Below are 23,532 nucleotides of genomic sequence, written 5' to 3'. Positions count from 1 at the left end.
ATGGCGATATTAGATAACATTCCTTCTTATTCTGAGGCTGAACTTTTAGAAATTTGGAAACGCAAAGTTCAAAATATCAGATTATCTTGGTCTGAATATGAGCAAGGAAAGATTCAGCCAGAAAGTTTGCCATTCAAGGCCATAGTCGAACTGACCCAGAACTGTAACTTTAAATGTGTTATGTGCCCACAGTCATGGGAAAAGAAGTTCCAAAAGTACGATACTAACTTGAACATGCCTATCGAGACTTTTAAAAAGCTCGCAGATCAGCTATTTCCCTTGGCGACGTTTGTGGACTTACGCGGTTTTGGTGAAACTACGATTTTGTCTTATTGGGATGAAGCACTAGAGTATCTAGAAAAATTCCCATATGTCGATTGGCATTTAGTAACTAATCTGGGGGTGCCTAAGCCTCAGATGTGGGATCGTTTAATGAAGATGGGGTTTTCATTAGGGTTTTCCTGTGATGGTGGAACGGCCGAGACGTTTGAAAAGATCCGTGTACGCAGTAAGTTTTCTATTATTCAAAAGAACTTAGAGGCGATAAAAGAGGCGCGCCGGAAATATGGTAAAGGGTTTATTTATTTTATTTCGACGATCCAAAAAGACAATATTCATGAAATGAAGGCGATTGTAGAGCTGGCCCATCGCTACGAAGTGCCAGAAGTACAGTTTAAGATTGTACAAGGCTGGCATTTTCAAACCGATATTGAAGCTTATAATAAATCAGCTATTCAAAAATTTAGTTTAGAAGCTCTAGAAGCGGGTAAAGCTCTTGGTGTTAGCGTGATTTTTAATAATCATCTATTTACAGAAAAAATCAATCCAGAGCTTATTCGTGAAGTGAGCCGTTATGTGTATCCTCAGAATCCTAACTTCGGTGTTCTAGATGAAAAATACTGGAATGAAAATAACATGCAAGAAATCGACAGGGCGATTATTGATACACGTCGTGTTTCTGTACATCAAAAGTGTTTTAAACCGATGAGCTTTATCTATGTTGATTATGAGGCGAAAGTGGGCACCTGTAATCATATGATGTATCCTGACATGTTGGTTATGGGAAATTTAAAATCACAGGATTTAGGATCTATTTGGAATTCACCTAAATATTTGGACTTCAGAAAACAATTACTAACCCGATCTCCGCGGGACCCCCGTTGTCAGTGGTGTTTCAAACATCGCTTAGACGATTAAATTTTTTAAAAGCAGTAATCGCTTCTATTTATACGGACTGATACCAGTCGACGAATTCTTTTGGGAATGTCTGGGTAATATCTTTATTACGTCTTTTGTCATACTGTTGATAGAAAGATTTCATGTCTTTCCAAAGGCGTTCTTTCTCTTGAAAGTTTTCGTAAGGAGTTTTAACCACTTCTAAGTAGTCAATAAGACGCTGAATAGAGTCTCTTTCAATTTCAGCTAAAAACTGAGAGTCTTTGTTTTTTTCAAACCATCCTTTTATTTGTCTATGACGAGCATCGCGTAATTCATCTGGCAAGGCTAATGGACTCATAAAACCAGGGTGGCGTAAAATATTCAAAGTGACATAACCACAGGCGCTACCATATTGAGACTTCAGTCCCATCACGATTTCGATAAAATCGGTTATGGAGTATAAACATAAAGAGTTGATCGTCATCATAAAATGCAACGAGCGTATTTTTGCATTTTCTAATAGGTAGTGGACATTGGATAAGTAATGATTGAAATCCATTCCGTCACGGATATATTCGGCCTGTCCGAATGTGGACTCACAGCTCGTGTACACATCCATCTTATTTAAGAAATGACTCTTTTGAGCTAGTTTTTCTATCAGTGCTCTTGGGCTACCCAAATTTGAATTCATCGAAAAGAGCATATCTGAAGGGTTTTTTTCGAAGAAATCAAAAAATTTCCAGACATCAGCTGACATCAGAGGTTCCCCGCCTGTGATGCGAATTTCCTGTAAGCTTTGGGAGAGTTCTGGCCACCATTTCCAGAAAGCTTCAATATAGGGATTTTGCTCAGTGGATTTGAAAGGTGCGGCCCATGGGCTATCCGAAGTGTACTCAACGCCTTCTTTTGTTAAGAAGTTTTTATATGGTCCTTGTTGGCGAATATCTTGGACCCATTTTGTGCTGTAGGTTGGACTACAATAGGAACAGGCGAAGTTGCAGGTCCGATCAAAGGCGATTTCCAATGTTTTTAAATTTACATCTTGATCAGCAGGTAGAGTTGCGATTTTTTGCAGATCTTCCTCTGAGTAAATCATGGTCTTGAAGACTCGATCGCTAATATTGTCACGATGGATATCTTCAATTCTCCAGCAATACTCACATTCGCTAGGACGTTCACCTTTTTGCATTTGTGCACGGCACTTTTTTTTCACAGGAGTATTATGGATAGCACGTGGATTTTTTTTGATCTCGTCGATAGAGATCTGATGGGCTGGGGGGTGGTGACAGCTGACGGTACGCCCACTGCCTAACCAGATGGTTGCATTGTACCATTTTGCCGCACAGAAAGATGACGAAACCGGATCGATAACTCGCTGTTTGTATTGCAAGTAGGTTTCGTTATTCTTCTTCATTTAATAAGACCAGCTTTTTTGGCTTCTTTTTTTACCCAGTCTGGGTCGTGAAAACCTTCGGTAGCATCGCCATTGATCAGGGGTTGCTTTGTTTTTAAATTTTGATCTGGAATTTGATTAAACCATTCAGCTAGTTCAGGAAATGTCGTGACGAAATCTTTTTTACGTCTTTTATCATATTGTAAATAGAATGATTTGAAGTCTTTCCATAATCGAGCTTGATCATCCGTGGCTTTCTTATGGGGAGTTTTTACGACATCAAGATAGTCTACTAAACGCTTTAAGCCTTCAATTTCCATCTCGTGTAAGAGGGAATTTTGTTCATTGGCTACAATCCACTGTTGAATGGCGCGTTGTCTTTCCGCTTTGACTTCATCGGGTAGAGCCAATGGACTCATAAAGCTGGGAAAGCGCAAAATATTGACGCTAAAAACAGGGAAAAAATAGCCAAACTCTTTTTTTACCGAGAGCATCCAATCCAAGAAATCTGTAATGCCGAATAAACACAAAGAGTTGATGGTCATCATGATATTCAAAGACTTGATGTTTGCATTCTTACAGATTTTGATGACGTTACTTTTGTAGTATTCGTAATCTAATCCATCACGAATATATTCAGCTTGTAATCCAGTTGTTTCGCAGCTGGTGTAAAGTTGAAAGTTCTTAACGTAATGGCTACGTTCAATAAGTCGATCAATTAAATCAGCTTTAGCGCCCAGATTTGAATTGATAGAAAAGGTCATCTGCTCTGGGCTACCATGGGTCTTAAAGTAATCAAAGAGTTTCCAAACCTCATCTGACATCAAAGGTTCGCCACCCGTGATACGTAATTCCTGTAAGGTTTGTGATAGTTCTGGCCACCACTTCCAAAAGGCTTCGACATAGGGATTATATTCACCTTTTTTATAAGGCTCGGCCCAGCTGCCATCGTGATGATAGGCTCCGGCGCCATCTGTAAGTAAATTCTGATAGGGACCATTTTGCTTGATATCTTGTCCCCATCTTGAGCTGAAACCAGCATTACAGTATGAGCAAGCAAAGTTACAAGTGCGCTCAAAAGCAATTTCTAAAGTTCTAAGATTGATATCAGCCGAAGGGGGGGAGTTCTGGGCTTCTTTTAAAAGCTCATCATCATAAATAACCGTTTTAAATACACGATCACTAACATTACCACGTTTGATATCTTCGATTTTCCAACAGTATTCGCATTCGGGGGGGCGTTCCCCTTTCAACATCAAGGCACGCATGGTTTTTTTGTGAATGGTGTTATGAAGTGAACGTGGATTCTGATGAAGTTCATTCAGTGGAATTTTGTGAGCCGGAGGATGGTGGCAGCTAGTAGAAGCTCCATGTCCTAGCCAAATCGAAGCGTTATACCACTTAGCTCCACAGAAGCTATCAGAGATAGGATCAATAACTCGTTTTTTATAGTCTAAGTAAGACTCATTGGGCTTTTTCATTCGTAATTTGCTAAGTGTACCACAAAAATTAGTTTCAGTTAGATTATAAACTCATGTTTCAAAATGAAATTTTAAATTGAAAGTCATTGCGACGCATTAGACACTTCAAAGCACTCAGGCTGAGAAAATTCGGCAGCTAGCTCTGGGAAGACTTCTGTGAAGCGCTCTTTACGTAAGCGGTCTAATGAGCGCGTGTACTCAATAAACTTGTTGGTCAGCTCGGGATAATCTGTATTTGAAAATAGGCTATGTAGCTCATTCCATTTATCAGAGGCTATGTGGCCTTTCAATTGAGCTATTTTTTTCTGCCGTATAGGCAAAGGTAAGGCCTTGGGTCCTAGGTACTCTGGATCGTTTACGTAGTTGTAAGCTACAGGTAGGTTCAGGTGTTGAGCCCAGCTCCAGTACTCATCAAGATAGTAGAAGTTATAGGCGCTGACTGTTTGCATAAGTGAAAGCTCAAGAGGGAGCTTTTTCAAAGTTTGCAGATTTTTTTCGATGGCATTCCAGTCAGCTGGATATCGGATATATTTGTTTCGTTTATCCAAATCATCTACAGAAACTTTAACGACAACTTTTTTGAAATGAGGCCACAGATCAAGGGCTTTAGGGGAAAGAAGAGTGCAGTTAATGCTATAGATTAATTCGATTTTTTTAGCATCGCCTTTTTCAATAAGGCTTTGTAAAAAAGAAAAGTGTTTTTGGCTGAGCATTGGCTCGCCGCCATTAATGTAGATGGTTTTTAGACTCTTGGAAGATGCTGTAAGTAAGCCGTCCCAGACCTCTGATTTTTCAGGCCATGAAAAGCCTTCGTTTTTACAATTATATTGAGTTAGGTAATTCAACTCTGAACTAAGAGCCTCATAGTCTGTTGTCCATTTCGAGCTTGAAGCGGGATTACATGTACGACATTTTAAATTACAAAGATTGCCGAGTCTGAGTTCTAAGAATTCAAGATCTAAAGACACAGCACCAGATGTGTCTGTTCGGGATTTAACTTGTTTCAAAGTTTTAGGGTATTGAGCATTTTCATATTGTCTTTTGCTTTGTAAACCAGCGTCTTCATGGCGATAACAGACTTCACAGATTGGCGGGCGTTTGCCTTCCAGCATTTGTTTGCGCGTATTACAGAAAACTTCACTATTCAAAATTTCATCTAAAGAATTTTTTGTAAGATTTAACAACTGCGATTGACTGTTCTTAGCCATGCTGGCGGCATCACGATGGTCCGAGATACAACAAAGACTGACCTCTCCACCGGGATGAGTTGCAAGATGATTCCATGCCAGCACGCAAATTGTTTTTGAGTCCATTAAGATGACTCTCCCACAGCTAATGCGCCATTTCAAATAATTTAAGTTTCTTTTTGCAGCAGAACAGATGGTAGGATTTAGCTGCTAGGATTGGTAATGGCTAACGGACAAGACGACGATCAAAAAATCAAAAAACGAATTCCGTTTTCGAAGAACAACGCGTTTTGTATAGCGCCGTGGACTCACACCTATATTTCGCCTCAATCCGAAAGACGTATGTGCTGTGCTAGTCGAGAGCAACATTCGTTCATGCAGCAGTACATTGATCAGGCTGGTGAAGGAAAAACAGCGTCGTATCAGCCTCTTACATTAGAAGAACATTGGAATAGCGATCATATGCGTTCAATACGTCGAAAGATGCTTTCTGGTGAAGCCCCAGCAGAGTGTATGGTTTGTAACGAACAGGTATTGAATATCTATACCTACAAAAGTTACTTCAATAAGGTCCTTTTTCCACATCATATTCAGAAAGCCTATGATTTAACGGATGATACAGGTCGAACAAGCATGAGACCAGTTTCATACGATTACCGATTAGCCAATACATGTAATTTCAAGTGTCGCATGTGCGGCGAGCCACTCTCGTCTAGCTGGGAGCAAGAAAAACGTCAGTATTCAGAGTGGGATCCTAATCGTGATATCTGGATGCAGCCACATATAAATGCTGAAATTAAAAAGTTTCAGCGTGAAGTGGTGGAACAGGAATTTGCTCGGGCTATTACCAGCGGTACTATGGAAGAAATCTACTGGGTTGGTGGTGAGCCGTTGATGTGGGAACAGCACTGGCGGTACATGCAAGATTTGGTAGACCTTGGATTTTCTAAAAATGTACATGTTCGGTATAATACGAACCTCAGTAAAATAGTTCATAAAGGCGTTCATCTATTCGATGATATTTTACCTCACTTTAAATCTTACAATGTGTGCGCGAGTATTGATGCTGCGGGTAAGGTCGGAGAGTTTGTCCGAACTGGACTTAATTGGGAAAAGTGGCTAGAAAACTTCAAAAGCGGCCTGCCTTACATGAAAAAAAGAGGTGCAGACTCTCTTATCATGGATGTCACTTTGACGTTACCAGGTCTCTTCGGAATGAAAGAGCTTCACGATTTAGCTATAGAACTTGATGTGAAGATGTATGTGAAAATCGTTTTTGCTTTTGATCCAAGCATCGTACTTTCGCCTTTTGCGGCTCCAAAAAAAGTCTTACATTCTATTCTAGATGATTTGCTTCGTGAAATCGAACCCAAGGCCAATTCAAAAACAATGGTCTTGGTGGAAACACTAAAAGAAATGAAAAATCGTCCTACATTTGAAGAAGCTTATCCTGACACTTATCAAGAGGGCTTTTTACGAGGACGTGATCAACAACGTAGATTAGCTCGCTATAGAAAAGATGGGGAAGAATCCCGTTTAACTATAGAACAGATTTACGAAAGAAATCCAGCCTTGTCCCAGTGGTGGAACTCCTAGGGTGGTTATTTATATTTGAGCGAAAGCTTTCTTTCGATGTGCGCCGACATTCCCTAAAAATATACGAGGATCATCAAATACGGGGTCCTTCAACGCTGTTAAGAAATCTTGATGTTCTGGGTGATCTTCATACCAAACGGCTTTAGAAGCAAATTCTTGAGGTGATAAATGTCCCCAATCATAGATAAGTAGATACCATACACGATTGAGGTTTTTATAGGATAAAGCCCAGCGGGCAAAATCAGCCATTTCTTTATAGTTATCTTTTTGAACTACAAAATTCATATTCCACTTACCGATGTTGGTTAATTCACGATTTGAAATCATGGAATCTAAATTATTCAAATTTTTTACAAGTGCTTTGAAGTTGCCGCCACGTCGAATTTTTTCATAAGTCGATTCGCAGGCGGCATCAATAGAAACTTCAATATGATCGATTTTCTGAGCATACGGATGCATTAATCGTTCACGTGTCATCAGGGTACCATTGGTAGCGAAACGAATTTTAAAGTTATCATCTTGTTTGATATTTTGCAGAAAGCTCCAATAGAAAGGTGAAGCAAATCCATCACCAGAGCTGGTAATTTGCAAAGTTAGTTGGTAGCCACCTTCTAACAACTCTTGAATTTGTCGAGTGACAGCTTCGTGTATCTGCAAAAGTTTCGCAGGAGCATTATTTAAAGAGTGTAATATCCGCTCATTCCGGCAAGAGCCACAATATAAATTACAAGATTGATCGTAATCTAAAAAAAGAAGAAGTTTTTTCTGATTAATTTCTGGAAGTTTTTCTAGAGGCATTAATGGCTCGGTCACTTTTCCTGCATGGATATAGTCAATCATAACAGGACAGATATTCGAGTCGCACATTTTAAACGAACCATCCTGCACGGATTGCTTGGCCTCGCGCGAGACAGTGCCATCTATAATCTTCAGTAGACTTGTTTCTGTAATATTACCGATAAAAGTGGGCATCCAATAGAAACAGCAGTTAGCTATATTGCCATCTGGATTTATATGAAATGCTGTGAATGGAGTAGAGCAGGTAACTTTTTTCAAGACTTCGTAGTGTTTTGAATTATCAAAGTAAGTGACAGTTTTATTGGAGGGAGTGTATCGAGTGGCACGATAATCTGCAGTGGACTTACTCGGAATAGGACTTTTTTTTCTGAAGAACATTCTATTCAAATTCTATTTTCAAGAAGGGAAAATGTATAGATACAATGTAGATTGTAGTGATTTGAGACTGTCCCAATAACAGCAGCGCGTCACGAGATATTGGTCGAATTTCAGATAGAGAGGTTCTACGATAAACCTATGTCAAAATTTAAAGTTCTTTTGATAAATGTAGCGGTTCTTACAGCTATTTTGGTCCTTATGGAATTGCTCGCGTCATTGAGCTTCCTTTATATTAAAAAACCAGACCATATATATAACTATAGTTACATGACTTCGTATGATTACGATCCGTACTTGGGGTTTCGTGCTTATCCATATCCTATGTATGGCCAAATGGATCGATTAAATCCGAAGTCGATAGTGCTTCTTGGGGGCTCGACTGCGAATGGAGTGGGTGTTGTTGACAGGGAAAGAGCATTTTTCCGTTATTTAGAAGATGACCTAAAGGCAAAATGGGGGAGCGAAACAAATTTAATTAATCTGGGTGTGCCAGGCTATGTTTCTAATCAAGAGTCTGCGTCTTATAAGAATTATATTTTTAACAAAAAAATAATTCCTCAGGTGATTATTTCATTAACGGGTTTTAATGATGCCTATTTTTATTTGTTCAGAACTCTTCCTATTGGAAATCATGAATTTAACTATGCCTTTGAGTTAGTTTTTAAAAAAGGTTACCCAGATCCTGATAAGACATCGGAAAAGGTTAAAAACTTTGTTCGGAAAAGTAATATTTTTACACTTTATCATGTGATGACGTCTAAGACGAAACCAGCATCTCCTATTCAATTGTCATCTGATATACATGACCCTTTTCAAACGACTTTAGAAGGTCCGTCATCACAGTTGATTCAAGAAGTTGCTGACAACTTTCTAAATAATGTTTTAGCGACAGCGCTGTTGGCTAACAAAAAAGGTTCTAAATATGTGGTGGTGCTTCAGCCGAACTATTACTATGGTGGTGAGCTGACAGTTATAGAAAATGAATGGTATGGAAACATGGATGACTTGCACAGATGGATAGAAGATGTACGTCGTCGAGAAGAAGCCTTTGAACACTTCTATTCTTTGGTTCTAAAAGGGTTGATTGAATTTAAAAAACAAGGGTTATTGGACTATCTTGACTACAGAGGAATATTAGCTGATGCAGGACCAGTCTATAAAGATCCAGTTCACTTTAATGAGCATGCTTCAGAAATTCTAGGACGCGAGCTGGCTCGAGAATTGGCGAAAATAGTTAAATGAGTAACAAAATACAATTACCACAGGTTTGTATCCTAGCCGCAGGACAGGGGAAAAGAATGGGAAGTTTGGCAAAAACGCTAAATAAGTCACTTTTTCCGTTAGATAGAAAAGCAGTATTAAGCCATATAATCGCGAAGTTCCCACAAGGTACAGAATTTGTGATCGCCGTAGGGAACAAGGCAGAGCAAGTAAAACAATATCTGTCATTGGCTCATCCTGCGTTACTAGTGACCTATGTCACAGTCGAAAATTATAATGGAATAGGTAGTGGCCCCGGACATTCCGTTTTGTGTTGCAAGGAAGCTTTAACCAGAGCATTTTACCTTGTTACAGCGGATACACTATGGACTGATGATACTCAGAGCTTTCCAATTGATAAAAACTGGTTGGCTGTGTCATCCATTGATACGGATGAGACGAAAAATTACTGTAATGTCATTTTACAATCTGACCGCGTAACCGAGATACGAGATAAGGTCTTGGTAACAGATGTACAATCAAAAGCTTTTACAGGTCTAGCCTTTATAAAGTCCAAAGATTTATTTTGGAAAGGTCTTGTCGCAGAAAAAACTGAAGACTCTAAAGAAAAGCAATTAGCCGCAGGATTTAATGAAATAGTGAAATCAGATGTTTTAAATACGATTGATATCAACTGGACAGATGTTGGTACTGAGGAAAAGTATCTTGCTGTTGCACCGAATGATTTAAAGCGAGCTCTTAATAGCGAAAATGAAATCTGCTACTTTGTTGAAAATCGTAATCTTAAATTTCCATTAGAAAAAATCGAAAAATAGGATTATTAGAATGTTAAGTGGATTACATTACTTTTCAGCGTCACCATTTGTTAAGATATGTGAAATACTTGCGTACATAACAATAATCTTTTTAATTCCTCTGGGTGTATACTGTCTTTATAAGCAGTTTTTAAAAATTAAGAACACAAAGATTAAATTTTTTGCTCTAGCTTTGTGCTGTTCGTATGGATTGCTTTTCTATATGTTCATACCGGGTTTTACAAGTGTGGATGATGGGTTTGCCTTAACAGAGCTAACCAAAGGAAATGCATGGGGATGGCAATCTTTGACCTACTCCTTTTTCTTATCTGTAGGAATGATGATTACAGGTGGCTTAAGTTTTCCAACGATCATGAACATTCTATTATTTTTGTATTTGTCGTTCAAGGCATTGAGCTTTTTAGATAAGGCAAATTTATCAGAAAAAAAGAAGTTGCTCTTATGTGCTGGTTTTTTTCTTTTGGCTCTTCATCCCTTCAATCAAGGATTATTGTTGTTTCAAAATAGGGACACTTTGTTCTCTTTACTATTGATGCTATTAGGAATGTGCTTTATCTCAAAAATAACAGGTATCATTGATGTCATACTTTTTTCCGCTCTGGTTGTTGTCTTGGGAGATCTTCGCCAAGAAGCTAAAGTTTATTTAGTAGTCGTGCCAATTTTATTCTATTGGCTAAAACAGTGGAATTGGAGCCAATTAAGAGTTTATATTGTATCCGTATTGTTGCTAGGCTTTGGGTATTATAAATTACTGCCACAGTACCTAAATACGAACCCTTACTCGTATCACTATCAACTGACAACATACGTTTTGCCACTAAGCCAAATTTTTTATGAAAAGCCAATTTCTGAAATATCAGAAGAGCATATTTCGAACATAGATGCTGTTATTAGTACAGAATCTTTAAAGTCAAAATTTAATCCTGTGGATATCGATCCGTTTCACCACGGAAAAGTAAACTGGGACATTAGTTCTGAGCAAATGGAAAAATTCAAAAAAAGTGCGCATGTACTTTTGCTAGAAAACTGGAGGATTGTCTTAGATAATAGGATATATCTAACAAGAAGTATGTTGAATTTGGGTGAGCCATGGCCTCTTTTCTTCCAAGATACATTACGAGAAAGTCCCGAAGATTTTTCTGAATTTATGACTCGATTGTCTTTGAAAAGTGAGGATTATCCGATTTCTAACTTTGCTGTAAGGTATAAAAATCTTCTAAGTGCTAGTATTAACAACGAGATTCTTTTTGTAAAAGTTTTCGGCTCTTATCTTTTACCTCTTTGTTTTACTATTATGATGCTTTTACTTTTTAAAAGTTACTCTGTATTAGCTAGCATGGCCGTTCTAGTAGCTATACGATTGCCGATATTATTTATATTGGCCCCGGCTGGATATTTAAAATATATATACTCAATTTTCCTATTTTTTACTTTTGGCCTGTTAATCTACCTAGTTCAGCGCTTTGAAAAAAATGGAATTGATCATGAGGCGTGATCTTAAAGTTCATACAAGCTGGCTACAAAAAATATTTTTGGTGGTTTTAGGTCTGTTGTTAACAGAAGCCTTATTATACATGGTAGGTTGGGGTTACAATTATGTACAGCGGACATATAATCCAAAGACCATAGCTTCTTCCACCTCAGAAAAAAGCAATGAAAGTAAAGTAATACTTTGTATCGGAGAATCCACGACTGCTTGGGGGTTAGGGGACTCGTATCCCGCAGTTTTGCAAAGAAAGCTAGATGCTCTTTATGGATCGAATACCTATTATGTCATAAATGAAGGTGTTGCTGGCAGTGATACCCAGAAGATTGCACTTTCATTAGAAAGTCTTTTGATCTTATATAAACCAGACATAGTTATCACTATGGTAGGGATTAATGACAGTTGGCAGATTCGTGGAGAAACAGGTCTTCTAAAGTATTCTAAATTGTACAAACTTTATACGTTGATACGACACAATCTTGATTTGCTTAAAAACAATCAAACGCAAAAACCAGAGGAAGAACAAGCTCTCTCTGTAGAAAAACGTAACTTTCTGAAAACGGACTATGAAGCTATCAGGCTTTTAAGCGATAGCGAACGTGAGCTACTGGAACAGGCAGAACGGGAGTTTCGTTCGAAGAGATTTCTGGAAGCTGTTCAAGCATATAAAAGCGCGCTCAACTTTGAAGAGCTTCCTAATTATATAAGGTTCAACTTGGGGCAAGCTTTGCTAGAAATAGGTAATAAAAACGAGGCTGAAAAATTTTTTGAGGATTATGTCAAAGGTAATCCGAGTGATTTGGCTCAAGTAAGAGTTGCAAGTTTATATCATTTTGCTTTTGGTATATCAGATCGTTATGGACAAAGCCTAGCTCAGAAATATTCTAGAATGGCTTTGCAGAGCAACCCTGAAAATATTGAGGCATTAAAGATACTGGGTTGTAGTCTGGAAAGTCAGAAAGATACTCAAGTCGAAGCTAAAGGTTATCTTGAAAAGGCGATTCGCCTCGGAAGCGTTGATGGAAATGTCATCGTATCATTAGCTCGTATCTATAGAAACGAAGGAAGATTTAAAGATTCTGAAAAAATTTTAAAAATAGGATTGAATGACCCAACTGATATGGGCTTTTTTATTTGGAAAGATTTGATCGCTTTCTATCAAACACAGAAAGACTGGGTTAATGCGGAAAAATTTGTAGATGAGGCTTTGCGGAAGTATCCCAATAATCAGAACCTAATAGATGTTAAGTCCGAGATATATAAAGCTCAGGGGAAAAAATACGAATCTGAGGGTAAAGATATTCGTTATTGGAAGAAAAACTTCTTATTATTTCCGCCAACGCGTGAAAACTATGTCCAAATTGCGAAGATCATCGAGGGGAAAAAGATCCAACATGTAGCCATGCAGTATCCTATGAGGAGTATCGAGGAATTAAAAACTCTATTGGTAGACTTTAAAAGCATAGCTTTTGTTGATAATCAGAACAATTTCCAAACAGCAGTTGAACAAAAAGGATTTGATGCCATTTTTAATGATAACTTTGCTGAAGATTTTGGACATATGACGCCTCTAGGCAGTCAAATTCTAGTTGAGAAATTAATCACCGATTTGCAACGACAAAACATTCTGCCTGTGAAGTAATTCACTTCACTTGGGTTTTAATGTGTCAATAAGGTCCACTTTAATCACTTTGCTTAAGGCATGATAAAAATTCGCTGTAGGGTGATTGTCAAAAGGAAGGGTGTTATGTGGAATTGCATAGAAGGGTATGTTAGTTAAATCGACGACATCAATTTCTTTGTTGCGCAGACGTTGAAACAATTCGTCTTTATTTTTGAAATTAAAAGTAGAAATAAAATAAAATTTCTCTATCTGTTTTTGTTCAGAGAGGTTTTCTTTTAATTGGACAAAAGCATCGGCAAAGGTGTCTAACTCTTCCTCTGAGTAGTCGACAGGAAACATCTTATATAAGTATTGGAATAGATGCGATCGATTAAGATAACTTAAGAGTTTGTGCCAGAGGGTAAGGCGATCCGTAAAGCGTCCATGGTATATAAGTTTACCCTGTTCACTTGTGTAATAGGGTTTATGTAGGATGTAGCGTCCAAAGTCTTCATTGTAGCAGGAAAGCGGACAGAAAAACCTTTCTAGATGTGCAGGTATAAAGTACCAAACGACAATTCCAGAGGCTTCTTTCACTCCTGCAAGTGCATGGGGTTCTGTTTCAATTTTATAGAGCAGATCATTGATTCCGTATCCAGGGTGACCAAAATTGTAGACCATCCAGTTATTTGGTAAAATTTTTGCTAGCTGTGATGGATAGTCGAACCCAGTCGTAACGCCTTCACCAAAGGTATACGAATCTCCAAGAGCTAAAAAGAATTTCGTTGTGGTAGTCTTCTTGTCTTGATGCTCGGTCACACGGCGTTTATATGTGTCTAGTTTATATTCGACATCGTAAACAAAATAATTTTCATTTGGCGGCATAAATTTTTTTGTTATCTTGGCAGATGCTGGAAGAGTTGAAGACGTAAAAAGTTTCCCAATATCTGGTGAGTAAGAAAGATCAATTGTAGGATGAGTTAGACTTAAAATTTTTTCGTCAATTGCCTTCCTTTCTGGATCAATTTGAAAATTAACATCAATGCCATACTTTTCTAAAAGTTCGGATGGTGTAAGGATAGGCTGAAATGTTGCTGGATTATCCACATTCAGCGTAACGGGCTCCTTAGGGTTGTGGCGTAAAAAGATCTCCCCTGCGATTAAAATGCTAAGAATCCCAAGAGTATTAATTATAAGAATTTTTCTAAATGCAGCCACAATAATCCTTGTTTGTATAGGAGGTCGTTATGGTTCAGAAAGAGCGATAACGAGGCATCTATCGTGTAACAAAATAATGTCTTTTAAGTCGTTATGCTAGAGTATGAAGAAAGTGAGCACAATGTGCAATCAAGAAAATGTTTACGCTTGTTCGAGAGCTTTAACTTTAGTACATTGAAACGTGGTCGAAAGGTTTCGTATGAAAGTGTTGATTTTTGCTATAGAAAAGATATCCGAGCAAGAGCGAGCCTCGCAGGAATCTTTCGCGAAAGTCCTACGACCATATCAGCAAAAAGCATTGATCAGTCACGTTCTGGAGAAATGTTCAGATAAGGACACCTTTTTTGTTGTCACGGACAACATGTCTTCACAAATACAAGATTATCTTAGTGTCGCTCATCCAGATTGTCAGTTCAGCTACCTAAATAGCTCTACAAAAGAGATAAAGGACTGGTTAACTAGATTGCCAAAAGAAGAAAAGATTCTGCTGGTTTCTGCAGATTTTATCATCCATTCTGATGTGGCATCGTCGCCGTCAAATTGGATTGGTGTATGTGGGAATTCGTTAGCGTGTGCTCTTCAACTGGATGTCTTGCAGCTATTGTGGGTTTTAGATAATAGACCAAATATAACTTTAGATATTTCTTTAGAAGAAACTGCACAAGCAATAAAAGATCAGTTTAAAACAGAACAAATATTGATGGCAGCAACGAATGTTTCATCAGAGGAAAGCCTTCATAATATGAACTCATTGGAGGCTGCGTATGATTTCGGTAAGCCAGATGAGCAACTCTACATATTCAACAATAGGGTAGTTAAATTTTTTGAGGATAGCCGTGTGGCACAATGCCGAGTCGAAAAATCGCGCCTTGTTTCGAATATCTTTCCAGAAATAGAAAGGCATCAAAACTCATTTTTTTCATATAAATACCAACCGGGATTGACACTGTATCGCGATTCAAGTTTGGAAAGATTTAAACAGCTTATTCATTGGCTTGAAAATAATTTGTGGCGTGATATCAGCAATGGCCACGTTAATATACAAGATATATGCAAAAAATTTTATTATGATAAGACTCTACATAGAGTTCAGCAATTTAATAAAAAGTATTCCAATTTTAATATACAGATCGTCAATTCGAAACGTATCAGGCCTTTGCCCGAGCTATTCAAAATTTTTCCTTGGAAGGATGTGTTCGCGGGGCATCCTTCATTTATACATGGGGACCTGCAGCCGGATAATATAATTTTTGATAAAGAAAAAAATAAATTTTGTCTGATCGATTGGCGACAGGATTTTGGTGGAGAAATAAGTTATGGGGATATTTATTATGACTTTGCCAAACTCTGGGCTGGCATAAATGTCAATTATGACTCAATTAAACAGAGTAAATTCTCTTATCTTGAATCAGAAAATTCTTGTGAGATTTTTTATGAGGGACATGAACATAAAGAAGAAGTCATGCATTACCTTGAAAACTTTATCGCAGATCGTGGGTTTTCTGTGGCGAGAGTTCGTCTGCTAGCTGCTTTAATTTATATCAACATGTCGGCATTGCATAAGAACCCATTTGATAAAATGTTGTATGTATTAGGCCAACAGTTATTAGAAACTATTTTAAGTGAAGAGAAGTTATAAAAGTATGTTTTGGAGTTCTGAACAGATAAATCAAATACATATTGAACTGACTAATGTTTGCAATGCCGCTTGCCCCGTATGCTTAAGATTTTATCGTAATAGTCCGTTACTGCGACCAGATTTAACTCTTGGACAAATTACATTGGAAAAATTCCAGCAATATTTTCCATCTGAAATTCTAAAGCAATGTAGGTTGGCTTTATTCTGCGGTGTTCATGGTGATCCTTCTGTAGCCCGAGACACATTAGAGATATTTCAATACATAGCAAATTCGTCTGAAAATATTATTGTACGAATGAACACGAATGGCGGGGCACGTAAACCTGAATGGTGGTATGAGTTAGGAAAGCTCTTCGCCTCTAGAGCAGATAAAGAGTGGCATGTAACATTTAGTATAGATGGTTTACAGGATACAAACCATTTATACCGACGAAAAGTAGTATGGGAAGATCTTATGGCAAATGCCACTGCATTTATTAGTGCAGGAGGAAAAGCGTATTGGGATTTTTTAATTTTTAAACATAACGAACATCAAATTGATGAGGCGATGCAACTTAGCAAAAGTATGGGATTCCAAGAGTTTGTACCTAAAAAGGCTGTGGGCGTAGATGATGGGGTTAATCTTATTCCTATGCCTGCTGTGAATGCAGAGGGACAGGTCGATTATTGGATTGAAGCACCTGTTCGACCAGAGAATAGAAACTTAGAAAATCCTCAAGGTCAGCTTCCCCCTTATGAAAAAACATTTAAGCCGGATCAATACAAAGATTTGAAAGCAAGAAAAGCAAACGAATATAACTATAGTAAATTAGTATCAGACTTTTATAGAAATAGACGTAAAAAGGACAAGGCCGTGGGGGCTGACTCTTGTCAGATTAATTGTAAGTCGAAAATAGGGCCACAGGCGAAAGAAATTTTTGTCGATAATTTTGGTAGAGTGTTCCCCTGTTGCTATGTTGGATCTCAATTAAATGCGGTTTTTACGGATGATCCTGCTCTACAGTTACATCACCATATGGAAGAGTATGGATGGGAACATTTCGATTTGAATAAAAGCTCTCTTAAAGAAATCTTAGCGGCAGGCCATTTAGATCGCCTGTTCGCCGATTCATGGGCTAAACCGAGTATGTTAGAGGGGCGTTTAGAGTACTGTGTAAATATGTGTGGTAAGGTATCTGGTATTGATAAGATATTTACACATCACTTAAACAATAAAGAAAAGAAATCTAATTAGTATACGTCTTTAAAGATATGAGTTCTGGGAAAACATCAAAGAAACTTTCCTTACGTGATAAGTCCAACTTTTGATTATATTTAAAAAAAGCAGATATTTTTTGGGACTCATCTTTTTGATTCATAAACTCCAAAGCCGCTGCGAATCTTTTCTCTGAAATTGAATTCAATCCGAATTTTGGTCTAATGAAATCTTGAATAAGGGAATTGGTTTTTTCTGTTACTTGTAGTTTTATGTCAGGTGGTAGGACTTGTGCAGAAAGATAGTCCGGAACGGTAAGGATATTCACACAAAAGCCGCTCTCTTGAACATAATCCATTTCGACCCACTCTTTAAAAAAGTCAGGAATATGCCAAATGTTGTACATACTGGTAGCACAGGCAATAAAGAAATAAGCATGTGGGACTTCTTTTTGTAGGATCTTTCTGTTCTCAATAACTTGTTGCCAATTGACTCCCTTGCGCATGTACTCAATTCTTTTTTCTGTTCCGTCAAGACTTGCGCCAATAGAAAGGTTTTTAAATTTTTTCCACAGCTCGATAATATTTTTTTTGTCTATATAGAGGTTCGAAAAATTAGTGCTGTATCTGAGCTTAACGTCGGTTCTTCCTTTTGCAATAAGTCGCTCTAAGAAATCGTAGTGTTCAGGTGTCATGAGGGGCTCTCCACCCCAGATGTAAACTTCGTCTAGATAGTCAATAGAGTCTAACAAAAGTTGCCATTGCGATGGATGATCTTTTTTTATGCCATGAAGTTTGTAATCATGCTCGGCAGAGTTGAAAAGACTTTTGTGCTCATTAATCCAACTCGAGCTAAATGTTGGACCACAGATACGACATCTGAGGTTGCATAGGTTGGAAAATTGAACATCTAGATAAAATATGGGTAATTGATTTTGTAATCCCAGTAAAGGGACATACTTTTCATGAATGTTTCTAAGATGGGACTTTAGATTATCTCCTCCGACATCGTCTGTTGTGTAGCAGCTTTTGCAGCCGCCGACCTTTTTTCCTGAAGCCATCAATGATCTGATTTGATCGAATGTCGTACCAGAACGTATTTCCTCGATGGAGTTTTTAGAGATGTGTCCAAGTGGCATGCTCTGTTCATAAGCGCAACAAGGGAAGACTTTTCCTTCAGGATGTATATTGATGCCTAACCACGGAGCGGTACAGAAAGACTTATCCGAATAGAATAAATTTATATACTTTTCGGATTGTGGGTAAAGTCGGTTATAGACGAGGCGTCTTTCTTCAGCTGAGGTACTTTCCAGTGACGAGAATAAATTATTTAAAAACTGAATATGACCTGATAAGTCTTCTGTTAATGAAGTGCCAATGGTCGTAAATGTCTGGAGTTGTTCGGTCGTTAGATTATGAAAAAGTTGGCTGAACTGGTTCTCGAATACGGATCGAGGAGCATTGAGCTGCTTGAGTTCATGCAATAGCTTGATGCTCGCCTCGAGGAATACTGAGCTTGATTGTGATGGAGACTCAGCAATGGACGAGAAGATTCTTTTTAACATAAATTTATTTAATGATAATACAGTATAAGTAGCAAGTGTTCACAAGTAGCAAAACTGGTTTTTGTTGACTCGTTTTGAGATTTAAGTAATAGATAAGTCTTATGTTTTGGAGTTACGAGGACGTAGACCGATTGCATATCGAGCTGACCAATGTATGTAATGCTGCATGTCCTACCTGCGTGCGATTTTATAGAAATAGTCCATTGCTAAGACCGGATTTAACTCTTGGTCAAATTACACTAGAAAAATTTAAGAATTATTTCCCAGCAGAAATTATTAAAAAGTGTAAAATTATATTTTTTTGCGGAGTGCATGGCGACCCCGTATCAGCACGAGATCTTTATGAGATTTGCCAATATATTGCTGCGACTTCAGATTGTACAAGTATAGGGATTAACACTAATGGTGGGATTCGCAGCTCAGATTGGTGGAAAAAAATAGGACTCTTATTTGCGAGTCAGACATCATTGAACTGGTATATTACTTTTAGTGTTGATGGACTAGAAGATACCAATCACTTGTACAGACGAAATGTGGTGTGGAAGGATTTGATCAGAAATATCGAGTCTTTTATTGGTGCTGGAGGTGTTGCCAAATGGGACTACTTGATTTTTAAACATAATGAGCATCAGGTTCAAGAAGCTTTAGAGCTAAGTAAAAAAATGGGGTTTCGCGAATTTATTCCCAAGAAAGCGATGGGAGTAGATAATGGACACTCGTTAATTTCATTACCGGTGTTAAATGAGAAAGGTTCTGTAGATTATTGGATTGAAGCTCCCGTTCAGCCAGAAAATAGGAGTCTTGAAAATCCTTCGGCGGAAGAATACAGGCCTACGGCATCCTTTAATCCACAGCAATATCAGCGATTGAAGAAAAATAAAAAAATTGAAGATGCAAACTATTTTGAGCGATCAGCAAATTTCTATCGGGACAGATTTAAACATGTAGAGGAAGGGGAGCGCAAAAGTGAAGAAGCCTCTTGCCAAATAAGATGTAAATCTCAGGTAGGTTCATCTAAAGAAATTTTTATTGATAATTTTGGAAGGGTCTTCCCTTGTTGTTATGTGGGGTTACAATTGAATTCTATCTTTGATGAAGAGGCCACACTACAACTGCATCATCACATGGAAGAATATGGCTGGGATAAATTTGATTTGAACAAATACTCTCTTGAAACAATTTTAAAGGAAGGTCATCTGGATCGACTGTATGCCGACACATGGTCCTTGCCGAGCACATTGGACGGACGTTTAAAACACTGTGCAGATACATGTGGCAAGGCCTCGGGTATAGATAAGATTTTCACACACCAGCTCAGTACAAAAAGACCTCAAGAGGGAACAGATTCGTTGTCATCCCCTGAAGTACAGAATAAGACTGAATAAGACTGAACAAAAAATAATTCAGTACGGAAAGAGATTGGCTTTAATTCACTTTTTTGGCATAAAACCCCCTTATGTCAGCGCAATCGACCCCTATTCACATTCATCCTTTAGAAGCCTTAAAAAAGAACCCTTTTGTTCTGGCTCCGATGGCGGGAATCACCGATCATGCGTTTCGCAGTTTTATGCGTAAGTTAGATGCCAGTGTGGTTGTGACCGAGCTGGTTTCGGCGACTGGTATTGAATACAAATCAGAAAGAACATTGGCTCTGATGAGTTACGAGGAAAGCCAACGCCCAATAGGGATTCAGCTCTTCGGGGAAGATCCAGAAATCATTGCAAAAGCGGCAAAAGTGGCAGAAGAGCACGGCGCTGATTTTGTGGATCTGAACTTCGGCTGTCCTGTCCCGAAAGTTGTTAAAAAAGGTGCGGGTTCGGCGATGATGAAAGATCTGGATCTGATGCGCAAAGTGCTGGCGAGCACAGTGAAAGCGGTCAAAATTCCAGTGACGATCAAGATCCGCACGGGCTGGGAGCAAAACTCGCGCAACGCTTTGGACGTGTGCAATCTGGCTTATGATGAAGGAATTACATGGGTTGCCATCCATGGGCGTACTCGCGCCGCTGGCTATGCGGGACTTGCGGATTGGGACTTTATCACAGATGTAAAAGCTAAAACGAAGATTCCTGTCTTAGGCAATGGCGATATTCTGACTCCACAAAAAGCTGTTTCAAGATTGAAAGACTCCGGCTGTGATGGTGTTTTGATCGGCCGAGGAGCCCTTAAAAACCCTTTAATCTTCGCTGATGCCCTAAGCCTATGGAAAGGGCAGCCACTTCGTGATGACCTGAAACGCAACTATGCGGGTATTTTCAGGGATCTGAGTGAAGCGATAAAGGCCCAAAGCTCTGAACATATCACCCAAATTCAGCTTAAAAAATTTGCTTCTTGGTTCTCGACGGGCTATCCGGGGGCTTCGGCCTTCAGAAAATCCATTTTTCAGTTGAAGAATAATGACGAAGTGCTGTCTTGTGCGTTAGAGTTCTTCGACTCAATCGGAGATATTGATCAAGAAGACACCAGCCATGAGGAATTCCTTATGGGGGGCCACGGTTAATCCTGTTACATGCAGGTGACAAAACTTCAGAGGATTTGAAGTTTGGTAAAGCGGGAACCACAGCGGTAAAAGCAGTGAAGCCCGTCAGGGGTTCGCTGTGTTTAAATTTGGTTTTATTAGTTTTTAGAAGGCTTAGTTTAACGAAGGAAGTAAAATGCAAGATCCAAAGAAAATCAGAAATATCGCGATTATCGCGCACGTTGACCACGGTAAGACAACACTAGTTGACCATCTTATCAAGCAAGCGGGAACATTCCGCGAAAACCAAGCTGTAGAAGAGCGTATGATGGACTCTATGGATCTTGAGCGTGAGCGTGGAATCACGATCGCAGCGAAGAATGCGTCTTTCACTTACAAAGATATTAAAATCAACATCATCGATACTCCGGGCCATAGTGACTTCGGCGGTGAGGTTGAACGTGTATTGAACATGGTGGATGGTGCGATCTTACTTTGTGATGCTTCAGAAGGTCCATTGCCACAAACTCGTTTCGTATTGAAAAAAGCCTTAGAGCAAAACATCAAAGTTATCGTTTGTATCAATAAGATCGATCGTTCAGATGCTCGTATTCAAGAAGTACACAATGAAATTTTCGACCTTTTCATCGATCTAGATGCAACTGAAGAGCAATGTGATTTCCACACTGTATACGCAGTAGCTCGTGAAGGTATGGCGACGTTAGATCCAGAAGTAAAAACAAATTCATTGGAAGTTCTTTACGATGCTATCGTAAATTTAGTTCCTCCACCAAAAGTTGAAATGGAACAACCATTGCAATTGATGGTTTCTAACATTGGCTACAATGAATACGTAGGTCGTTTGGCGATTGGTCGTATCCGTTCAGGTAAAATCAAAGTGGGCGATGAGGTTTTGTGTATTCAAGCTAACGCTCAGAAAAAAGTTAAAGTGTCTGCTTTATTCCAATACCATGTGAACTCTCAGATACCAGCCGAAGAAATTGGTGCCGGTGATATGGCCGTTGTAGCGGGTTTAGAAGACTTCACTATCGGTGATACTATCACATCAGCAACTGAGCCTCGTCCGATGGAGCGTATCCGCGTGGAAGAGCCGACAGTCGGCATGGTGTTCTCGGTGAATAACGGCCCTTTTGCCGGTATGGAAGGTAAAAGCGTTACCTCTCGTAAAATTCTAGAACGCTTAGATCACGAGTTGTTGTACAACGTGGCCTTACGCGTAGAAAAAACAGACAGCACAGATGCTTTCAAAGTTATCGGTCGTGGCGAGATGCAATTAGGTGTTTTGATCGAGCAAATGCGCCGTGAAGGTTTCGAGTTATTAGTTTCTAAACCATCGGTTGAATTCAAAAATGAAGGTGGTCGCAAACTTGAGCCAATGGAAATCGCAGTTATCGATATTGAAGATGCTTTCGTTGGTGCCGTAACTGAAAAGTTGGGTATGCGTAAAGGTGTTATGACGAACATGGTACAAAAAGGTTCTGGTCGTACACGTTTAGAATTCCGTATTCCTTCACGTGGTTTGATCGGTTATCGTTCTGAGTTCTTAACTGACACTCGTGGTACTGGTTTGTTGAATACTCAATTTGATGGTTGGGATGACTACCGTGGCGAGATCACATCTCGTATTAATGGTGCGATGATTTCAGATCGTAAAGGTGTTGCAACATCTTACGCTATTTGGATGAAACAAGAGCGCGGTATTATGTTCGTGACTCACGGACAAGATGTTTACGAGGGTATGATCGTAGGCGAGCACGCAAAAGATAACGACTTGATCGTGAATATCACGGAAGAGAAAAAATTAACAAACGTACGTGCATCTGGAAGTGATGAGGCGATTCGCCTTGTTCCTGTTAAGCCGATGACACTTGAAAAAGCGATGGAGTGGATCAAAGACTCTGAGCTTATCGAAGTGACACCGAAAAACATCCGTCTACGTTGCCGTGAATTGGACCCACATAAACGTCCAAAACCACAAAAAGATAAAAAATAATTAGTGTCTCAAATGTAGAGAGATAAATAAAAAAGGGCCATAACAGGCCCTTTTTTATTATCTTAAACTCTTTGTACTCGGCAGAGTTCGCAATCTTGATGTAAAAACAGATATCACTTCAGCAAAATCAAATACGATCCGAGTTAATTGTGCAAAGGCACGACCATTCATTTTCGTAATGGATTAATAGTTTCTTTTATGATCTCTGTACAAGTAGTTATTATGTTGGGAAAACCTATCTTTTCTTTCCCGTTCGCAAAGCCTACTGGTTTTATAAATTTCAATATGAAAAGCGCATTCGTAAATTGATTCGCTGGCTTTTTAGATT

General features: G+C 38.8%; 17 protein-coding genes. 11 read left to right on the top strand and 6 right to left on the bottom strand.

What is annotated here, in order from left to right; genetic code table 11:
• Complete coding sequence (locus A11Q_RS13635) at positions 1-1,197, top strand: radical SAM protein (RefSeq protein ID WP_015471056.1); 1,197 nt, start codon at positions 1-3, stop codon at positions 1,195-1,197.
• 28 nt (positions 1,198-1,225) lie between these two features.
• On the opposite strand, the gene A11Q_RS11820 is transcribed toward A11Q_RS13635, so the two are convergent.
• From A11Q_RS11820 to A11Q_RS11810, 3 genes are all read right to left on the bottom strand, one after another.
• Positions 1,226-2,572, bottom strand: coding sequence for a twitch domain-containing radical SAM protein (locus A11Q_RS11820; RefSeq protein ID WP_015471055.1), 1,347 nt, complete (start codon positions 2,570-2,572; stop codon positions 1,226-1,228).
• Positions 2,569-4,032, bottom strand: a complete 1,464-nt coding sequence (locus A11Q_RS11815) for a twitch domain-containing radical SAM protein (RefSeq protein WP_015471054.1) — start codon at positions 4,030-4,032, stop codon at positions 2,569-2,571. Before A11Q_RS11815 ends, A11Q_RS11820 begins: the two co-directional genes overlap by 4 nt.
• 83 nt (positions 4,033-4,115) lie before the next feature.
• Positions 4,116-5,345: a twitch domain-containing radical SAM protein gene (locus tag A11Q_RS11810; RefSeq protein ID WP_015471053.1), complete on the bottom strand. Its 1,230-nt coding sequence runs from the start codon at positions 5,343-5,345 to the stop codon at positions 4,116-4,118.
• Between the two features lie 96 nt (positions 5,346-5,441).
• Between A11Q_RS11810 and A11Q_RS11805 the strand changes: the two genes are divergently transcribed.
• On the top strand, positions 5,442-6,815 hold the full coding sequence (locus A11Q_RS11805; protein ID WP_015471052.1) for a twitch domain-containing radical SAM protein: 1,374 nt from the start codon (positions 5,442-5,444) through the stop codon (positions 6,813-6,815).
• A gap of 9 nt (positions 6,816-6,824) precedes the next feature.
• Here A11Q_RS11805 and A11Q_RS11800 read toward each other — a convergent pair whose 3' ends face one another.
• Complete coding sequence (locus A11Q_RS11800; RefSeq protein ID WP_015471051.1) at positions 6,825-7,991, bottom strand: radical SAM/SPASM domain-containing protein; 1,167 nt, start codon at positions 7,989-7,991, stop codon at positions 6,825-6,827.
• 138 nt (positions 7,992-8,129) lie between these two features.
• Between A11Q_RS11800 and A11Q_RS11795 the strand changes: the two genes are divergently transcribed.
• The 4 genes from A11Q_RS11795 (at position 8,130) to A11Q_RS11780 (ending at position 13,155) form a co-directional block, all read left to right on the top strand.
• Entirely contained in the window at positions 8,130-9,233 is a 1,104-nt protein-coding gene (locus A11Q_RS11795) for an SGNH/GDSL hydrolase family protein (RefSeq protein ID WP_015471050.1), read from the top strand.
• The gene (locus tag A11Q_RS11790) at positions 9,230-10,027 is read left to right on the top strand and encodes an NTP transferase domain-containing protein (RefSeq protein WP_015471049.1); all 798 of its coding nucleotides are present in this window, start codon (positions 9,230-9,232) and stop codon (positions 10,025-10,027) included. Before A11Q_RS11795 ends, A11Q_RS11790 begins: the two co-directional genes overlap by 4 nt.
• A gap of 202 nt (positions 10,028-10,229) precedes the next feature.
• Positions 10,230-11,522: a hypothetical protein gene (locus A11Q_RS11785; RefSeq protein WP_148284997.1), complete on the top strand. Its 1,293-nt coding sequence runs from the start codon at positions 10,230-10,232 to the stop codon at positions 11,520-11,522.
• Positions 11,512-13,155 carry an SGNH/GDSL hydrolase family protein gene (locus tag A11Q_RS11780; protein ID WP_015471047.1) on the top strand — a complete coding sequence of 548 codons (1,644 nt, stop codon included), beginning with the start codon at positions 11,512-11,514 and terminating at the stop codon, positions 13,153-13,155. The genes A11Q_RS11785 and A11Q_RS11780 overlap by 11 nt, the downstream gene beginning before the upstream one ends.
• A 6-nt stretch (positions 13,156-13,161) precedes the next feature.
• Here A11Q_RS11780 and A11Q_RS11775 read toward each other — a convergent pair whose 3' ends face one another.
• Positions 13,162-14,334 (bottom strand): SGNH/GDSL hydrolase family protein, encoded by a 1,173-nt coding sequence (locus A11Q_RS11775; protein WP_015471046.1) that lies wholly within the window; start codon positions 14,332-14,334, stop codon positions 13,162-13,164.
• 199 nt (positions 14,335-14,533) lie between these two features.
• Here A11Q_RS11775 and A11Q_RS11770 point away from each other — a divergent pair, with 199 nt between their 5' ends.
• Both A11Q_RS11770 and A11Q_RS11765 read left to right on the top strand, forming a co-directional pair.
• Positions 14,534-15,973, top strand: a complete 1,440-nt coding sequence (locus A11Q_RS11770) for an aminoglycoside phosphotransferase family protein (RefSeq protein WP_015471045.1) — start codon at positions 14,534-14,536, stop codon at positions 15,971-15,973.
• Positions 15,974-15,977: 4 nt separating this feature from the next.
• Complete coding sequence (locus tag A11Q_RS11765; protein WP_015471044.1) at positions 15,978-17,207, top strand: radical SAM protein; 1,230 nt, start codon at positions 15,978-15,980, stop codon at positions 17,205-17,207.
• Here the strand turns inward: A11Q_RS11765 and A11Q_RS11760 are convergent.
• Positions 17,200-18,732 (bottom strand): twitch domain-containing radical SAM protein, encoded by a 1,533-nt coding sequence (locus A11Q_RS11760; RefSeq protein ID WP_015471043.1) that lies wholly within the window; start codon positions 18,730-18,732, stop codon positions 17,200-17,202. The two genes, A11Q_RS11765 and A11Q_RS11760, sit on opposite strands and share 8 nt — an antisense overlap.
• Positions 18,733-18,833: 101 nt before the next feature.
• Here A11Q_RS11760 and A11Q_RS11755 point away from each other — a divergent pair, with 101 nt between their 5' ends.
• From A11Q_RS11755 to typA, 3 genes are all read left to right on the top strand, one after another.
• Entirely contained in the window at positions 18,834-20,117 is a 1,284-nt protein-coding gene (locus A11Q_RS11755) for a radical SAM protein (protein ID WP_015471042.1), read from the top strand.
• A 71-nt stretch (positions 20,118-20,188) separates the two neighbouring features.
• The gene (dusB, locus tag A11Q_RS11750) at positions 20,189-21,232 is read left to right on the top strand and encodes a tRNA dihydrouridine synthase DusB (RefSeq protein ID WP_015471041.1); all 1,044 of its coding nucleotides are present in this window, start codon (positions 20,189-20,191) and stop codon (positions 21,230-21,232) included.
• A 154-nt stretch (positions 21,233-21,386) separates the two neighbouring features.
• The gene (typA, locus tag A11Q_RS11745; protein ID WP_015471040.1) at positions 21,387-23,204 is read left to right on the top strand and encodes a translational GTPase TypA; all 1,818 of its coding nucleotides are present in this window, start codon (positions 21,387-21,389) and stop codon (positions 23,202-23,204) included.
• The last annotated feature ends 328 nt before the right edge of the window (positions 23,205-23,532 follow it).

Origin of the sequence: Pseudobdellovibrio exovorus JSS (assembly GCF_000348725.1) — a bacterium.
Classification (GTDB): Bacteria; Bdellovibrionota; Bdellovibrionia; order Bdellovibrionales; family Bdellovibrionaceae; genus Pseudobdellovibrio; species Pseudobdellovibrio exovorus.
This window is presented reverse-complemented; position numbering and strand designations above follow the sequence as displayed.

What these genes read in the sequence shown, in the direction of transcription:
- A11Q_RS13635 (WP_015471056.1), top strand. Translation starts at nt 1, where the DNA reads ATGGCGATATTAGATAACATTCCTTCTTATTCTGAGGCTGAACTTTTA.
- A11Q_RS11820 (WP_015471055.1), bottom strand. Translation starts at nt 2,572, where the DNA reads ATGAAGAAGAATAACGAAACCTACTTGCAATACAAACAGCGAGTTATC.
- A11Q_RS11815 (WP_015471054.1), bottom strand. Translation starts at nt 4,032, where the DNA reads ATGAAAAAGCCCAATGAGTCTTACTTAGACTATAAAAAACGAGTTATT.
- A11Q_RS11810 (WP_015471053.1), bottom strand. Translation starts at nt 5,345, where the DNA reads ATGGACTCAAAAACAATTTGCGTGCTGGCATGGAATCATCTTGCAACT.
- A11Q_RS11805 (WP_015471052.1), top strand. Translation starts at nt 5,442, where the DNA reads ATGGCTAACGGACAAGACGACGATCAAAAAATCAAAAAACGAATTCCG.
- A11Q_RS11800 (WP_015471051.1), bottom strand. Translation starts at nt 7,991, where the DNA reads ATGTTCTTCAGAAAAAAAAGTCCTATTCCGAGTAAGTCCACTGCAGAT.
- A11Q_RS11795 (WP_015471050.1), top strand. Translation starts at nt 8,130, where the DNA reads ATGTCAAAATTTAAAGTTCTTTTGATAAATGTAGCGGTTCTTACAGCT.
- A11Q_RS11790 (WP_015471049.1), top strand. Translation starts at nt 9,230, where the DNA reads ATGAGTAACAAAATACAATTACCACAGGTTTGTATCCTAGCCGCAGGA.
- A11Q_RS11785 (WP_148284997.1), top strand. Translation starts at nt 10,230, where the DNA reads ATGTTCATACCGGGTTTTACAAGTGTGGATGATGGGTTTGCCTTAACA.
- A11Q_RS11780 (WP_015471047.1), top strand. Translation starts at nt 11,512, where the DNA reads ATGAGGCGTGATCTTAAAGTTCATACAAGCTGGCTACAAAAAATATTT.
- A11Q_RS11770 (WP_015471045.1), top strand. Translation starts at nt 14,534, where the DNA reads ATGAAAGTGTTGATTTTTGCTATAGAAAAGATATCCGAGCAAGAGCGA.
- A11Q_RS11765 (WP_015471044.1), top strand. Translation starts at nt 15,978, where the DNA reads ATGTTTTGGAGTTCTGAACAGATAAATCAAATACATATTGAACTGACT.
- A11Q_RS11760 (WP_015471043.1), bottom strand. Translation starts at nt 18,732, where the DNA reads ATGTTAAAAAGAATCTTCTCGTCCATTGCTGAGTCTCCATCACAATCA.
- A11Q_RS11755 (WP_015471042.1), top strand. Translation starts at nt 18,834, where the DNA reads ATGTTTTGGAGTTACGAGGACGTAGACCGATTGCATATCGAGCTGACC.
- dusB (WP_015471041.1), top strand. Translation starts at nt 20,189, where the DNA reads ATGTCAGCGCAATCGACCCCTATTCACATTCATCCTTTAGAAGCCTTA.
- typA (WP_015471040.1), top strand. Translation starts at nt 21,387, where the DNA reads ATGCAAGATCCAAAGAAAATCAGAAATATCGCGATTATCGCGCACGTT.